At 63.6% G+C, this 14042-nt stretch carries 16 protein-coding genes; 7 read left to right on the top strand and 9 right to left on the bottom strand.

Features of this window, described 5'->3' with window-relative positions; all coding sequences use genetic code 11:
• Positions 1-74 precede the first annotated feature (74 nt).
• The 4 genes from arsH (at position 75) to GM910_RS12915 (ending at position 2753) form a co-directional block, all read left to right on the top strand.
• Entirely contained in the window at positions 75-806 is a 732-nt protein-coding gene (arsH, locus tag GM910_RS12930) for an arsenical resistance protein ArsH (RefSeq protein WP_281354893.1), read from the top strand.
• A gap of 81 nt (positions 807-887) precedes the next feature.
• Positions 888-1214 carry an ArsR/SmtB family transcription factor gene (locus GM910_RS12925; protein WP_159587971.1) on the top strand — a complete coding sequence of 109 codons (327 nt, stop codon included), beginning with the start codon at positions 888-890 and terminating at the stop codon, positions 1212-1214.
• Positions 1215-1266: 52 nt separating this feature from the next.
• Positions 1267-1518: a hypothetical protein gene (locus tag GM910_RS12920; RefSeq protein WP_159587970.1), complete on the top strand. Its 252-nt coding sequence runs from the start codon at positions 1267-1269 to the stop codon at positions 1516-1518.
• Positions 1515-2753 carry an MFS transporter gene (locus GM910_RS12915; RefSeq protein WP_246226077.1) on the top strand — a complete coding sequence of 413 codons (1239 nt, stop codon included), beginning with the start codon at positions 1515-1517 and terminating at the stop codon, positions 2751-2753. The genes GM910_RS12920 and GM910_RS12915 overlap by 4 nt, the downstream gene beginning before the upstream one ends.
• Before the next feature lie 118 nt (positions 2754-2871).
• Here GM910_RS12915 and ccoS read toward each other — a convergent pair whose 3' ends face one another.
• The 8 genes from ccoS to ccoN form a co-directional block, all read right to left on the bottom strand.
• On the bottom strand, positions 2872-3039 hold the full coding sequence (gene ccoS / locus GM910_RS12910; protein WP_159587969.1) for a cbb3-type cytochrome oxidase assembly protein CcoS: 168 nt from the start codon (positions 3037-3039) through the stop codon (positions 2872-2874).
• On the bottom strand, positions 3036-5282 hold the full coding sequence (locus tag GM910_RS12905; RefSeq protein ID WP_159587968.1) for a cation-translocating P-type ATPase: 2247 nt from the start codon (positions 5280-5282) through the stop codon (positions 3036-3038). The genes ccoS and GM910_RS12905 overlap by 4 nt, the downstream gene beginning before the upstream one ends.
• Positions 5279-5773, bottom strand: a complete 495-nt coding sequence (locus tag GM910_RS12900) for a FixH family protein (RefSeq protein ID WP_159587967.1) — start codon at positions 5771-5773, stop codon at positions 5279-5281. Before GM910_RS12900 ends, GM910_RS12905 begins: the two co-directional genes overlap by 4 nt.
• Positions 5770-7332: a cytochrome c oxidase accessory protein CcoG gene (ccoG, locus tag GM910_RS12895; RefSeq protein WP_159587966.1), complete on the bottom strand. Its 1563-nt coding sequence runs from the start codon at positions 7330-7332 to the stop codon at positions 5770-5772. The genes GM910_RS12900 and ccoG overlap by 4 nt, the downstream gene beginning before the upstream one ends.
• A gap of 97 nt (positions 7333-7429) precedes the next feature.
• Positions 7430-8299, bottom strand: coding sequence for a cytochrome-c oxidase, cbb3-type subunit III (gene ccoP / locus GM910_RS12890; RefSeq protein ID WP_159587965.1), 870 nt, complete (start codon positions 8297-8299; stop codon positions 7430-7432).
• A complete protein-coding gene (locus tag GM910_RS12885) occupies positions 8292-8450 on the bottom strand; it encodes a cbb3-type cytochrome oxidase subunit 3 (RefSeq protein WP_159587964.1) in 159 nt (52 codons plus the stop codon). Before GM910_RS12885 ends, ccoP begins: the two co-directional genes overlap by 8 nt.
• A 12-nt stretch (positions 8451-8462) precedes the next feature.
• Positions 8463-9194, bottom strand: a complete 732-nt coding sequence (gene ccoO / locus GM910_RS12880) for a cytochrome-c oxidase, cbb3-type subunit II (RefSeq protein WP_159587963.1) — start codon at positions 9192-9194, stop codon at positions 8463-8465.
• An 11-nt stretch (positions 9195-9205) separates the two neighbouring features.
• Positions 9206-10846: a cytochrome-c oxidase, cbb3-type subunit I gene (gene ccoN, locus GM910_RS12875; RefSeq protein ID WP_159587962.1), complete on the bottom strand. Its 1641-nt coding sequence runs from the start codon at positions 10844-10846 to the stop codon at positions 9206-9208.
• A 192-nt stretch (positions 10847-11038) separates the two neighbouring features.
• Here ccoN and hemN point away from each other — a divergent pair, with 192 nt between their 5' ends.
• Both hemN and GM910_RS12865 read left to right on the top strand, forming a co-directional pair.
• Positions 11039-12385: an oxygen-independent coproporphyrinogen III oxidase gene (hemN, locus tag GM910_RS12870; RefSeq protein WP_201285495.1), complete on the top strand. Its 1347-nt coding sequence runs from the start codon at positions 11039-11041 to the stop codon at positions 12383-12385.
• 91 nt (positions 12386-12476) lie between these two features.
• Positions 12477-12686 carry a DUF1858 domain-containing protein gene (locus tag GM910_RS12865; protein ID WP_343032987.1) on the top strand — a complete coding sequence of 70 codons (210 nt, stop codon included), beginning with the start codon at positions 12477-12479 and terminating at the stop codon, positions 12684-12686.
• A 10-nt stretch (positions 12687-12696) separates the two neighbouring features.
• Here GM910_RS12865 and GM910_RS12860 read toward each other — a convergent pair whose 3' ends face one another.
• On the bottom strand, positions 12697-13398 hold the full coding sequence (locus GM910_RS12860; protein ID WP_159587960.1) for a Crp/Fnr family transcriptional regulator: 702 nt from the start codon (positions 13396-13398) through the stop codon (positions 12697-12699).
• 120 nt (positions 13399-13518) lie between these two features.
• Here GM910_RS12860 and GM910_RS12855 point away from each other — a divergent pair, with 120 nt between their 5' ends.
• Positions 13519-13959 carry a pseudoazurin gene (locus GM910_RS12855; protein ID WP_159587959.1) on the top strand — a complete coding sequence of 147 codons (441 nt, stop codon included), beginning with the start codon at positions 13519-13521 and terminating at the stop codon, positions 13957-13959.
• Positions 13960-14042 lie beyond the last annotated feature (83 nt).

Genomic DNA, 14042 nt, shown 5'->3' with positions numbered 1-14042 from the left:
ATTCGATTAGAGTCGAAATATGGTAGTGTGCACTCGATGCGTGCACCCAGAAGGACAAGTCCAAAAGGACAAGCATGGCCGAATCCACTCTTCCCATGGATACGTTCCCCAACATCGTCGACGAGAAGTTCCGACAAATCGATCCAGTGGCATTGTTCGACGCCCCGCGTTCGACGCATGCGCCCCGCATTCTCATGCTCTACGGCTCATTGCGTGAGCGTTCCTATTCACGCTTAGCGACGGAGGAAGCCACGCGAATCCTTCGACGCCTGGGAGCGGAGGTGCGCATCTTCAATCCCGCCGCTTTGCCGCTGCCAGACTCCACCTCGGCCGATCATCCGAAGGTGAAGGAACTGCGTGAGCTGTCGCTATGGTCGGAGGGGCAGGTCTGGTGCTCGCCGGAGCGCCACGGCTCAATGACCGGCATCATGAAGGCGCAGATCGACTGGCTGCCGCTCTCCATGGGTGGCGTCCGGCCAACCCAGGGGCGCACGCTCGCCGTCATGCAGGTCTGCGGCGGCTCGCAGAGTTTCAACGCCGTCAACCAGCTTCGCGTGCTCGGCCGCTGGATGCGCATGTTCACCATCCCCAACCAGTCCTCGGTCGCCAAGGCCTTCGCGGAGTTCGACGAGACGGGGCGGATGAAACCATCGCCCTACTACAACCGCATCGTCGACGTGATGGAGGAGTTGATGAAGTTCACGCTGCTTCTGCGCGACTGCACCAGCTACCTGACGGACCGCTACTCTGAGCGGGTGGAAAGCGCCGAGGAGGTTTCAACTCGGGTGAACCAGCGATCACAGTAACAATAATCGGTCCAGCGTGGCAATTTCCATGTTAATGGAAGTTCGATTGACCTGCCGAAAACGCTCACCTAAACTATTTCCATGAAACACGAAGAAGCCGCCGCACAACTCGAAGCGCTGGGCAACCCGACCCGGCTCAAGATCTACCGCATCTTGGTGCGGGCCGGAGGGGAAGGGATGTCGGTGGGGCAGGTTCAGAGGAAGCTCGGCATCCCTGCCTCAACATTGTCGCATCATTGCAAGCGCTTGTGCGAGACTGGGCTGGTAACGCAGGAGCGGCAGGCGACGACGCTTATCTGCCGGGCGAACTACCTCACAATGCAAGCGCTGTTGGGCTATCTCGCCGATGAGTGCTGTGCGGACGGGACCTGCCCGCCCGTCGTCATTGCACGCGCGGGAGCATCCTGAAGCCCAGCTTTTTTTGCGTTTATAATTCGAATTTTCTGGAAGGACAGTAGAAATGAACAACATGGCCCATCGAGATCATCCGGTCGCCGTCATCGGTGCGGGGTCGGTCGGCCTCGCCGCCGCTGCCCATTTCGCGCAGCGTCGTCTGCGCCCTCGCGTCTTCTCACAGGGTGTGGACGCGTGCTGTCCCAAGAATGCCGGCGCCAAGGCCCATGGTGAAGAGGGCTGCGGCTGCGCTACAAATGCGGCTCCGGCCGAGAGCGCATCGGCGCCTCAGGCCGCCTGTTGCCGGAGTGCCGCGTGACGACAAGTGCCATCGAAGGCCAATCCCGAACACGCGATGCCGAGGTCGGCTGGCTGATCACGGCGCTCGGTATCGCCCAGATATGTTCCTGGGGTTCGCTGTACTACAGCTTCCCGCTGCTGGCCGAAGCGATGCGCCTCGACCTTGGCTGGTCCAAGCCGGAGATCTATGGAGCGGCGACGCTGGGCCTGGCGCTGGCGGGGCTGGCTGCCTATCCGGTCGGAGCGGCGATCGATCGTGGCCGGGGGCGCTATGTTATGGGCGCGGCGGCGGTTGCGGCCGGCCTACTGCTTGCCGCCTGGTCGCAGGTTTCGAACATCGTCCTGTTCTATGTCATCCTGGCGGGGATCGGCTGCCTTCAGGCCGCCAATCTTTACGAGCCGGCCTTTGCCGTGATCACGCGGCGCGTGGGCGCGAGCGGGGCGCGGCGCGGCATCACCGCCCTGACGCTCTGGGGCGGTTTTGCCTCCACCGTCTTCATCCCGCTCATCCAGTTGCTGATCGACGTGTTCGGATGGCGTGGCGCCTTGATGGCGCTGGGCGCCATCAACATCGTCATCTGCGGTGGTCTCTACTTCTTCGCCATCGACCCGAAGAAGGACCATCCGGTTCCCGTTCGCGAGCCGCACGAGCCATTGCCGCTGACCGGCCGCAAGGCTGTCGCGTGGACGGTCCGCCGTCCGGTCTTCTGGGCGCTGATGCTGGCCTTCGTCGCCTATGCCGCGGCTTTCTCCACCCTGACTTTCCACCTCTATCCGCTGCTTCTGGAGCGCGGGCTCAGCGCCGCCGGCGTCGTTGCCGTGATGGCGGTGATCGGTCCCGCCCAGGTCGCCGGCCGTATCCTGATCTGGGTCTTCGCCCCGCACGCTCCCGTCCGCTCCATCGGTTCCATGATCGTCATCATTTTTCCGCTCGCCGTCGTCGGTTTTGCCTGGGCGCCGCCGGAAGTGATCGTCATCGCGGCCATAGCCGCCTGCTACGGCGCGGCGAACGGCATGATCACCATCGTGCGCGGGCTGGCGGTGCCTGAAATGGTGAGCCGCGAAGGCTATGGCTCGATCAACGGGGTCCTGGTCGCGCCGATGAACCTCATGCAGGCGGTCTCGCCGCTGGCAGCCGCCTGGCTGTGGTCGGTCACAGGAGGATATGACGCGGTTCTGATCGCGGTGGGTGTGGGCGCGCTCGTCTTGTGCATCGGCTTCTGGACAGCGGCAGCTTTGGCCCGGTCGCGTTGAGAGACGAGGCGAACAAGCACGCATTTGCGAGGTGGGCGGACGATCAAAGATGAATACCGATTTGAAGAAGCTGGTTTGGCTGACTGATCTCCACCTCGTGGAGATGCGACCGCGGCGCTTACGCGCCGGACTCCGGCTGATCTCCCTCCGGGATATCAAACAGCACGCGCTCGGCCGCTCCGTCGAGATCTTCGTATTGCCCGCTCCTGAGCGTCCATAGAAAGGCGCCGAGTCCCAGAGCACCGAGGAACAGTGCAACAGGGATGAGAATCGCAAGGTTGGTCATATAGCCCTCGCAAGCGCGCTGGAACGCGCTTCTTCCTGTTTCATTGCGGCCCGATATGCGCCGCTGAGCCTCAGGGCGTTGCCGATGACCAGGAGTGAGGAGACCGACATCGCCACTGCTGCCAAAAGAGGCGTGACATAGCCCAGGACGGCAATGGGGACAGCCAGCGCATTGTAGCCGATGGCAAGCGCGAAGTTCTGCCGGATGAGCCGCCCCGACCGGCGGGCGACGTCGAGCGCCACGGGGACGGCCGTCAGTTTTTCGCGCAGGAAGACGAAGTCTGCCGCGTTGCGGCCGATGTCGGCGGCGGTCACCGGGGCCATCGATACGTGGGAGGCCGCCAGCGCCGGTGCATCATTGAGGCCGTCGCCCACCATCAGCACCTTGTGGCCCGCGGCTGCGAGCACGGCCATGCGGTTAGCCTTGTCGTCCGGGAGGACGCCGGAACGATAGTGCTCCACGCCGAGCCGCTTCGCCGTGAGGGCCACCCTGCTCTCTTCGTCGCCGGACATGATCTCGACCGGGATGCCGTCGGCCTCGAGCCGGCCCACAGCTTCCTCCGCACCCGGCCGCACCCGATCCTCGAAACGAAAGACGGCGATCCCGATACCATTGCGCGCAAGCACCGTACCGTCCGCTTCATCACGTCCGAGCGCCCATTGCGCGCGGCCGAGCCGCCACGTGACGGCGCCGGCCTTGGCCTCGATGCCACAGCCGGGGATTTCTTCCACGCGATCGAAGCGCGGGGCTCCACCGTCCAGGCGGCCTGCCGCCGCTGCGACGGCCTGCGACAGGGGATGGCGCGAATGCGCGGCGATAGCGCCGGCCAGCGCCAGCGCCCCGGCATCGATCTCGCCGGCGTTTTCAAGCCTTGCCGATCCCATGGTCAGTGTGCCCGTCTTGTCGAACACGGCCATGTCGATCTCGGCGAGCCGCTCCATCGCTGAGCCGTCCTTGACCATGATGCCGTTCTCAAAGAGACGCCGCGCGGCGACCACTTGGACGATGGGAACCGCAAGGCCCAACGCGCAGGGGCAGGTGATGATGAGGACGGCGATGGCGATGGTGATAGCGCGATGCCAGTCGCCGGTGGCCAGCATCCAGCCGGCGAAGGTGAGGAGGGCTGTCAGGTGTACCAGCGGCGAGTAGAGCGCGGAGACGCGGTCTGCAAGCCGGCGATAGCGGGCGCGCCCGCCTTCCGCCGCCTCCATCAGCCGCATCATCTCGGCAAGGAAGGAATCCTTTGCCGCTGCCAGCGCCTCGATGGTGACGGGCTGGGTGAGGTTGAGCATGCCGGCTCGAACCGAGGCACCCGGTTCAGCCACCTGCGGCGCACTCTCGCCCGTCGCCATCGAGCAATCGATGTCGGAGGTACCGCCCCTTACGATGCCATCCACCGGGATACGCTCGCCGGCGGCGATGAGAAGCCGCATGCCGGGGGCGATCTCGCCAAGCGGGAGGTAGTCGCGACCGCCGTCCTCGCGGACGACCATCGCCCCGCGCGGCGAAAGCCGGGCGAGGCCCGTTACCGCAGTACGCGCACGCTGGCGCATCACATGGTCGAGCGTCCGGCCGATGAGCAGGAAGAAAAGCAGTGAGACGGAGGCGTCGAAATAGGCGTGCTGCCCGTGATGGATCGTCTCGTAGAGGCTCATGCCGTAGGCAAGCGATACGCCGAGGGCGATCGGCACGTCCATGTTCATGCGTCCGTGGCTGAGCGCGTTCCAGGCGGAGCGGAAATAGATGCGGCCGGCGTAGACAAGGGCGGGAATGGCGATCAGCGCGGAGATCCAGTGGAACAGGTCGCGCGTTGCTTCGTCCGCCCCGGACCAGACGGAGACCGACAGAAGCATGATGTTCCCCGCAGCAAAGCCCGCTACCGCCACGGCGCGGATCAGCTCCCACAGCGTCTCGTCCTTGCCGGCGTCGTCTTCGAAGAGATGCGCTGCGTAGCCGAGCCGGTTGAACGTTTCGGCGATCGGCGGCAAGACCTCCCCGCGCCATTTAACGCTCACGCGTTTCGTGGAAAGGTTGACGCGCGCGTGGACGACCCCGTCGAGCTTTCCGAGCGCGCTTTCGATGGCCTGGATGCAGGCGCCGCAATGGACGCCGGGGACGGCAAGGTCCGTCTGCATCAGGCCATCGCCGAGTGCGCGGCTGGCGAGGCGGATTTCGTCGGGCGCGGGGCCGGCCGCCTTAGCAAGGTCGAGCGCGCTTTCCGCGCCGGGCGCGCAGCAGCTCATCTGAGTGCTCCGTCACGGATAGTGACGCGGCGCACGTCCCGGTACGGATGGTCGAGCCCAGCCTCCGCCTCGATCCTGACCACCCATGTGCCGTCACCCGGTCCGTGCCGTGCTGCGAAAGCGCCGTCTCCCACGGGATCGAGCTTAAGCAACATGTCTTCGTCGGCGGTCACCGGGCGGTGCAGGTTGATCGTCACGCCTTCGAGCCGGACGGTGCCGCCCCCGGCGTCGCGCATGCGATAGCTGATTGCACCATCGGCCACCTTCAGTTCGCCCTCCCAACCGAGGGCTGTCTGGGCACGGCCTTCCGCCGCCCGCTCGTTGAACTGCTGGCTGGCAACATAGGAGTTCCTGACGACAAAGCCGGTCCAGCTCGCGCTCGCCAGAACCGCCATTGTGACGTTCACGCCGATGATGATGCCGAAGAAGGCCAGCATCAAAAACAGCATATGCCGGCCCGTGAACTCGCGGGGAGTGGATGCCTTGTTCATCGTCTTCCGTCCTCGGGCGTTATGAATTTGGCGCGATAGGCGGCATTTTCGCTGCTCGCCTTGTCCTCGACCACGAAGGTGAACCGGCTGTCCTGCTCCTCGACGTAATCGGCGGGCTGACGCACGAAGATGCGCAGTTCCTTCAGCCGGTCCGGATCGAGCGCTACATCCAGCGAACGGCCTTCCGGCAGGTCGACGCCAACGGCATGCATGGTGGCGCCTGGCAGACCTTCGAGGCTGAGCGTGATGATGCGCGGCTCCGGCACCATGTTGAGCAGCTTCACCGTATAGCCGTTGCGGATCGCGCCGTCCGACAGCATCACGAACTGCGGGTTGCGGTCGTGCAGCACATTCACCTCCAGCCGGTCGCGCGTAAGGAGGGAATAGAGCATCACGAGGCCCGCAAGCGAGAAGACAGTGAAGTAGACGAAGGTGCGCGGCCGGAAGATCTTCTGCCAATGAAACTCCGCGACCTTGTCGGAGAGCCGTCCGCCATCCTCGCGCACACGCGCTGGATCGATGGCTTGCGTCCCGCCTGCCGTCGCCAGCGCCATGTTGGCATTGTAATCGGAAAGCGTGGCGTAGGAGATCAGGCCGCGCTCGCGGCCCAGCTTGTCCATGACGGCATCGCAGGCGTCGATGCACAGCGCGCAGGTGATGCATTCGAGCTGCTGGCCGTCGCGGATGTCTATGCCCATGGGGCAGACGGCCACGCAGGCGTTGCAGTCCACGCAATCGCCAACGGTGGCACCCGCGGCAAGCGCCTTCTTGGCGTGGCGCGAGCGCGGTTCGCCGCGCCAGTCGTTATAGGTGACGGTGAGCGAGTTCTCATCAAGCATGGCCGCCTGGATGCGCGGCCAGGGGCACATGTAGGTGCAGACCTGCTCGCGCATCATACCGCCGAAGACGTATGTCGTGGCGGTGAGCACGGCGACGGTCATGTAGGCGACAGGTGCGGCCTGGCCTGTGAAAAGGTCCACGAACAGCGTTGGAGCGTCGGCGAAATAGAAGATCCAGGCGCCCCCCGTCGCCACCCCGATCACCAGCCAGATGCTGTGTTTCAGGACGCGTTTAAGCACCTTGTCGAGAGACCAAGGGGCGGTGTCGAGCTTGATGCGGGCGTTGCGGTCGCCTTCGATGGCGCGCTCGACCACGAGGAAGAGGTCGACCCACACGGTCTGTGGGCAGGTATAGCCGCACCAGGCGCGGCCGACCGTGGAAGTGATGAGGAAGAGGCCGATGCCGGCCATGACGAGAAGGCCGGCGACGTAGAAGAACTCTTGCGGCCAGATTTCAATGAAGAATAAGTAGAAACGCCGGTTCGCCAGGTCCACCAGCACGGCCTGGTCCGGCGCGTAGGGGCCGCGGTCCCATCTGATCCAGGGCGTCAGGTAGTAAATGCCTAGGGTGATGATCATGACGAGCCACTTGAAGCTCCGGAAACGGCCGACGGCTCGTTTGGGAAAAATCTTCTTGCGTGGCGCGTAAAGCGGCTGGCGCACTTTGGCCGAGTTGACGGCTTCCGCCTCGAGACGTTCGATTTCGGTCTGGTTCAACATGAGCGAGGTATTGGACTGCCGGGGCGCTTCGGGCCTTGATCGAAATCAAGAGCTCACCGTTCCGCTCCCGGCAGTCCTCTCCCGGCTGTGCTACGCGCTACTCGGCTCCCCCAAGCGAATGCACGTAGACCGAGAGTTGCTTCACGGTGGTCTTACCCAACCGTGCCTGCCAACCCGGCATCACGCCATGCCTGGGTTTGCGGATTTGAGCGGCAATATCCGCCTCCGTCGCACCATAGAACCAGATCGCATCGGCCAGGTTCGGTGCACCGAAGGTCTGGTCTCCCGTTCCGTCTTCGCCATGACAGGCGGCGCAATTATCGGCGAAGAGCGGCGCACCGGCGGTAGCACTTGCGTCGTCAGACGGGTCGCCGGTGAGCGAGGCCACATAGGCCGCTATCTGCTGTGTTTCCTGCGCGGAGAGCATGTCGCCGAAGGGCGGCATCTCGGAGAAGCGCGTCTCGGCGTCGCCGGTGAAACGCACGCCGTGGGCGATGGTCTGGTAGATCGCTTCGATGTCGCCGCCCCAGAGCCAGTCGTCGTCGTTGAGGTTCGGATAGCCCGCGGAACCTTCGGCGCCTGAACCGTGGCATTGGGAGCAGTTCACATTGAAGGCGGCGGCACCCGCCGAAGCGGCGAACCGGCGCAGCGTTTCGTCGGCAAGGATCTCCTCAAGCGGCTTCTCGCCGATCGCTGCCCGCAGATCGGCCTGATCCGCGGCCACGCGATCCAAGGTTGCGGTAAGCTCCTGCCGGCTGGAATAGCCGAGAAGGCCGCTGGTCGCGGACGAGATGAGCGGCCATGCCGGATAGGCGACCGTGTAGCCGATCGACCAGATGATGGTGGCATAGAAGGTCCACACCCACCAACGGGGTATCGGATTGTCGAGTTCCCTGATGCCGTCCCACTCATGGCCGGTGGTCGCGACGCCGGAAACCTTGTCGATATTCTTCTCCGTGTCACTCATTGCAGTCATCCTTCAGCGGAATGCGGGCAGCCTCCTCGGCCTGTTTTTTCGCACCGGGGCGGAAAACGAAGAGGACAGCGCCAAGGAAGAAAATCATCATGAAGAGCAGGCCCCAACTATCGGCGAACTCGCGCATCACGTGGTAGTCCATCGTGCGGTCTCCTCAGCGGTAGCCTGCAGCATCGTCATAGGTCGAGAAGTCGACCAGGGTGCCGAGCATTTGCAGATAGGCGACGAGTGCATCCATCTCGGTGAGCGCCTGCGGGTCGCCATCGAAATCGCCGAGTACTGCCTTTGGGTAGCGCTCCTCCACGCCCGAGGTGTCGGCGTTGGGGTCGGCCTGCGCATGCAAGTCGGCGCTGGCATTTGCGATCATCTCGTCTGTGTAAGGAACACCGACGCGTCGGTTGGCGATGAGCTGCGTGGAGAAATTGCGCACGTCGAGCCGCGTATCCTTGAGGAAGGCATAGCTCGGCATGATCGATTCCGGCACCACCGAGCGCGGCTCGATCAGGTGCTGGACGTGCCACTCGTTGGAGTAGCGCGCGCCGACGCGCGCCAGGTCCGGGCCCGTTCGCTTCGATCCCCATTGGAAGGGGTGGTCGTACATGGATTCAGCGGCCAGGCTGTAGTTGCCGTAGCGCTCCACCTCGTCGCGGAAGGGGCGGATCATCTGGCTGTGGCAGGTGTAGCAGCCCTCGCGGACGTAGATGTTGCGGCCGGCGAGCTCCAGCGGCGAGTACGGCCGCATCCCCTCCACCTTCTCGATTGTGTTCTCGAGGTAGAAGAGCGGTGCGATCTCGACGATGCCGCCGATGGTGACCACCAGGAAGGAGCCCGCGAGCAGCAAAGTCGCATTGCGTTCCAGGATCGCGTGTTTGTCCATCAAAGCCATTTTGCAGGTCCTTATTCGGCGGGCTTGAGTACGGATTCAGGGCTGGCAAGCTGACCGCCGATCGGCTCCTCCTCGCGCTCGTAGCCGAGGATGGTCATGGTGATGTTGTAGGCCATCACCAGAGCGCCCGAGAGGAACAGCAGGCCGCCGATGGCGCGCACCACGTAGTAGGGATACATGGCTGCCACGGTTTCCGCGAAGGAGTAGACGAGGAAGCCCTGGTCGTCGTACTCGCGCCACATCAGGCCCTGCTGGATGCCCGACACCCACATGACGGCGGCGTAGACGACGATGCCGAGCGTGGCGAGCCAGAAGTGCCAGGTGACGAGCCGCAGCGAATAGAGCCGCGGGCGCCCCCAAAGCTTCGGCACCATGAAATAGACGGCGCCGAAGGTGATCATGCCCACCCAGCCGAGAGCGCCCGAATGCACATGGCCGATCGTCCAGTCCGTATAGTGCGAAAGCGAATTGACGGCCTTGATGGACATCATCGGCCCTTCGAAGGTCGACATGCCGTAGAAGGCGATGGCGAGCACCATCATGCGGACGATGGGATCGGTGCGAAGCTTGTCCCAGGCGCCCGACAGCGTCATCAGGCCGTTGATCATGCCGCCCCAGGAAGGCATCCACAGCATGACGGAAAAGACCATGCCGAGCGTCTGCGCCCAGTCGGGCAGTGCGGTGTAGTGTAGGTGATGGGGGCCGGCCCAGATGTAGAGGAAGATCAATGCCCAGAAGTGGATGATCGACAGCCGGTAGGAATAGACCGGCCGGTTCACCTGCTTGGGCACGAAATAGTACATCATGCCGAGGAAGCCGGCCGTCAGGAAGAAGCCCACGGCATTGTGGCCGTACCACCACTGGGTAAGCGCATCCTGCACGCCGGAAAAGAGTGAGTAGCTCTTGGAGCCGAAAATGGAGACGGGCATCGCCAGATTGTTCACCACATGCAGCATCGCGATGGTGACGATGAAGGAGAGGTAGAACCAGTTGGCGACGTAGATATGCGGTTCCTTGCGGCGGACGATAGTGCCGAGGAATACCAGGAGATAAGCCACCCAGACGATCGTCAGCCATAGGTCGACGTACCATTCGGGCTCGGCATATTCGCGACTTTGGGTGATGCCGAGCAGATAACCGGTGGCCGCCATGACGATGAAGAGTTGGTAACCCCAGAAGACGAACCAGGCGAGATTGCCGCCGAAGAGCCGGGCCCGGCAGGTGCGTTGGACCACATAGAACGAGGTGGCGATGAGCGCGTTGCCGCCGAAGGCGAAGACGACGGCGGAGGTGTGCAGCGGGCGCATGCGGCCGAAGTTGAACCACGGCTCGATATTGAGGTCCGGGTAGGCAAGCTGCAGCGCCACAACGACGCCCACCAGGAAGCCCACCACGCCCCAGAACATGGTCGCCACCGTGCCGTAGCGCACCGGGCCGTCCATATAGGCGCTTGCGTGCGGCCTAAGCGGGATGGCGGCATCCTGCCGCGGCGCGAAGGTGGTGTTGCGCATCAACACGATCACGGTGCCGAGCAGCACGAAAAACAGGATCCACACATGCTGCTGAAAGGGAACGTCCTGTGCCATTGCCACGGCAACAAGCGCAGCGAACGTCGCCAGCGCAAGGACCACGATCTCGGTGCCATATTTCATTGTGCTTCCCCGGTAACGGTGTTTGCGCAAGGCCGGCCCTCTCGCAGGCTCCGGCGCCTGTCACCCATTCCGGAAGGCGCGATCGGGCGCTTTGATCTGCGTCAAGGCTGGCCGTCCCGATCGCAGGCAACTGGCTCCCTCGAAGGCAGAGGAGCAGCCATGCAACGGGCAGGCGGGCAGATGAGTGGAACGATGCCGGCGGCCGCGGCCGCGCGGCTTTCCGAATCCGTGCCGCGCTACACAAGCTATCCCACCGCCCCTCACTTCCATCGCGGCGTCGATGCTGAAAAGTTTCAGGAATGGCTAGGCGAGATCGGCGGGGGAGAGGACATCTCGCTCTATGTCCATATTCCTTTCTGTGATCGGCTCTGCTGGTTCTGCGCCTGCCACACCAAGATGACGCGGCACTACGAGCCGGTGGCGGCCTTCCTGGAAGGGCTGCATCAGGAAATCGCCACCGTAGGTAGCCTCGTCGGCCATGCGAAGGTGCGTGCGGTGCATTTCGGCGGCGGGTCGCCCACAATCCTCAGGCCGGCGGATATCGTCGCGCTGGATGCGGCACTGCGCCGCGCGTTCGATTTCCGGGCGGACGCCGAAATAAGCGTCGAACTCGATCCCAACGACATGGATGAGGGGCGGTACGACGTCTTCGCCACGATCGGCATGACGCGGGCGAGCCTCGGTGTGCAGGATTTCGCGCCGAAAGTGCAGAAGGCGATCAACCGTGAACAGAGCTTTGCGCAGACGAAGGCGGTCGCGGACGGCATGCGCGCACGGGGCGTGCACTCGCTCAATCTGGATTTGCTTTACGGTCTGCCGCACCAGACGGAGATAAGCCTGGAAGACACAATCCGACAGGTGCTCCTCCTGTCGCCGGACCGGATCGCGCTCTTCGGGTACGCGCATGTGCCGTGGTTCAAGAAGCACCAGACGATGATCGACGAGGCGTATCTGCCGGGACCGCAAGAGCGCTTCGCCCAGCAGCAGCTTGCCGGCCGCCTGATCACCGGGGCGGGCTACCAGGCGATCGGCCTCGACCATTTCGCCAAACCTGCCGATTCTCTTGCCGCCGCCGCACGAGAAGGCCGGCTTCACCGCAATTTCCAGGGTTATACGGATGACGAGTGCCGGACGCTGATCGGTCTCGGGCCGTCGTCGATCTCAAGGCTGCGCCAGGGTTACGCGCAGAATACGACCGCCACCAGCAGCTACCAGCGCCTGGCAAGCGAGGGGCACCTGGCCACCGCACGCGGTATTGCATTTACGGACGAGGATCTGGCGCGCGGTTGGGTAATCGAGCGGCTCATGTGCGATTTCGCCTTTTCCGGTAGGGGGGCCGTACTGCGGTTCGGCGCCCATGGCCGGGACATCCTGCAGGAGGCGGCGGCTTATGTCGTGGAAGAGAGCGGTCGAATGCTCGACCGCCACGGTGAATATTTTGTCGTGCCCGAGGAGGCTCGACCCTTGGTGCGCTTCATCGCCGCCCGCTTCGACCGATATCTGGCACGCGGAACAGCACGTCATTCCGTGGCGGTATAGAACCGCCGGCAGCGCCGATTTCTTTGCGCAAGCACAACGATTTGCCGCACGGCAGGCGCGATGCTGCCTGTTGTCGCAAGGAGGTCAAGACGTGCACAAGCCGCGCCTCAATCCGGATATGTCGCTTGAGGAGATCATGGCTACCTGGCCGGCCGCCGTGGCCGTGTTCCTGCGTCATCGCATGCTCTGCGTGGGTTGCCCGATTACGGCGTTCCACGCCGTTACCGACGCCTGCCGCGAGCACGGCGTCGGTGAGGATGCCTTCATGAAGGAGCTGCAGGCGGTCATCGCCAGCGCTTGAGGATCGGCGGCTACGTCTTGTCGCGGCTTTCCGCCTTGAGCATCAGGCGGTGGGGGTCGCACACGGTCACACGTTTGCGCCCGCTCTTCACGATGTCCTGTTCTTCCCAGGCGCTCAGCAGACGGCTGATGGTGTGCAGCGTCGCTCCCGTCATCTCGGCGATGTCCTGGCGGGTGATGGGGAAGTCGATTTCGATTCCCTCCTCAGTCTTGCGGCCGGTCTGCTTCACGAGACGCAGGAGCGCATGCGCCACGCGCTGTTCCACCTGCTCGGTCGACATCTCGATGACGCGCGTGTGCGCATCCTGGAGCCGGCTGCCCACGGTCTTGTACGTGTTGGCGCCGAGTGAGGGAAACCGCGAGGAAAGCTCCGGCCACAGCACGCTCGGCCAGGCCAACGCCACGCAATCCACCGCCGCGACGGCGGTCGCGGGATAGGTCGTGCGACCGAGGGCCGCCGCGATGCCGAAGATCTCGCCTTCGGAGATGTAGCGCACGATAACCTGCTGCCCCTCAGGCGTCGTGCGCACAACGCGCACATGCCCATCAAGCAGCACGAAAAAAGACTCGGCTTCGGCTTCCTGATCAAAGATCGCGGTACCGGCGGCGAACCGCACCGAGCGGGCCGAGGCAAGCACTTTTTCCAGTTCGTCCCGCTGCAGGCCCTCGAACGGCGGCAGGCCGGCGATCAGCGACGCATCGAGCCTCGGCAAATTAACCTCCCGCGATCGGTTCTCGACATTTCCAACCTCACTTTGCGCGAGCGCAAATTTTCCACCTGCGATTGGCGATAGGCAAAATGCAACACCTATTTCGACAAGAAAGGAACCAAAATGAAAAAGATGATCCTAGCTGCCACCTGCGCCCTCCTTGCCACGGTCGGGGCTGCCATCGCCGAAGAGCACGTCATCGAGATGCACAACAAGGGCGAGAAGGGTGTCATGGTGTTCGTTCCTGATATCGTTCGCGCCGCGCCAGGCGACACCGTGCGCTTTGTCGCAGTCGATAAGGGGCATAACGCCGAGACGATCAAGGGCATGGTTCCCGAGAACGCTGACGGCTTCAAGGGCAAGATCAACGAGGAATTCACCGTGACGCTGGAAAAGGAAGGCATCTACGGCGTCAAATGCGCCCCGCATTATGGCATGGGCATGGTGGCGTTGATCACGGTCGGCGAACCCGTCAACACTGCGGAGGCCGAGACGGTGAAGCATCCCGGAAAGGCCGGCAAGGTCTTTGCCGAGCTGTTCGGCCAGGTCGTCGCGTCGAACTAGAGCACGTCCTGTTTAATCCGGGTCATATCCTGCGGCCCTGAAGTAGTTGGCGCATTCGGCCGGCGTGAAGAGGTCGATGATAG

The organism is Chelativorans xinjiangensis (assembly GCF_009812055.1).
GTDB classification, from domain to species: domain Bacteria; phylum Pseudomonadota; class Alphaproteobacteria; order Rhizobiales; family Rhizobiaceae; genus Chelativorans; species Chelativorans xinjiangense.
This window is presented reverse-complemented; position numbering and strand designations above follow the sequence as displayed.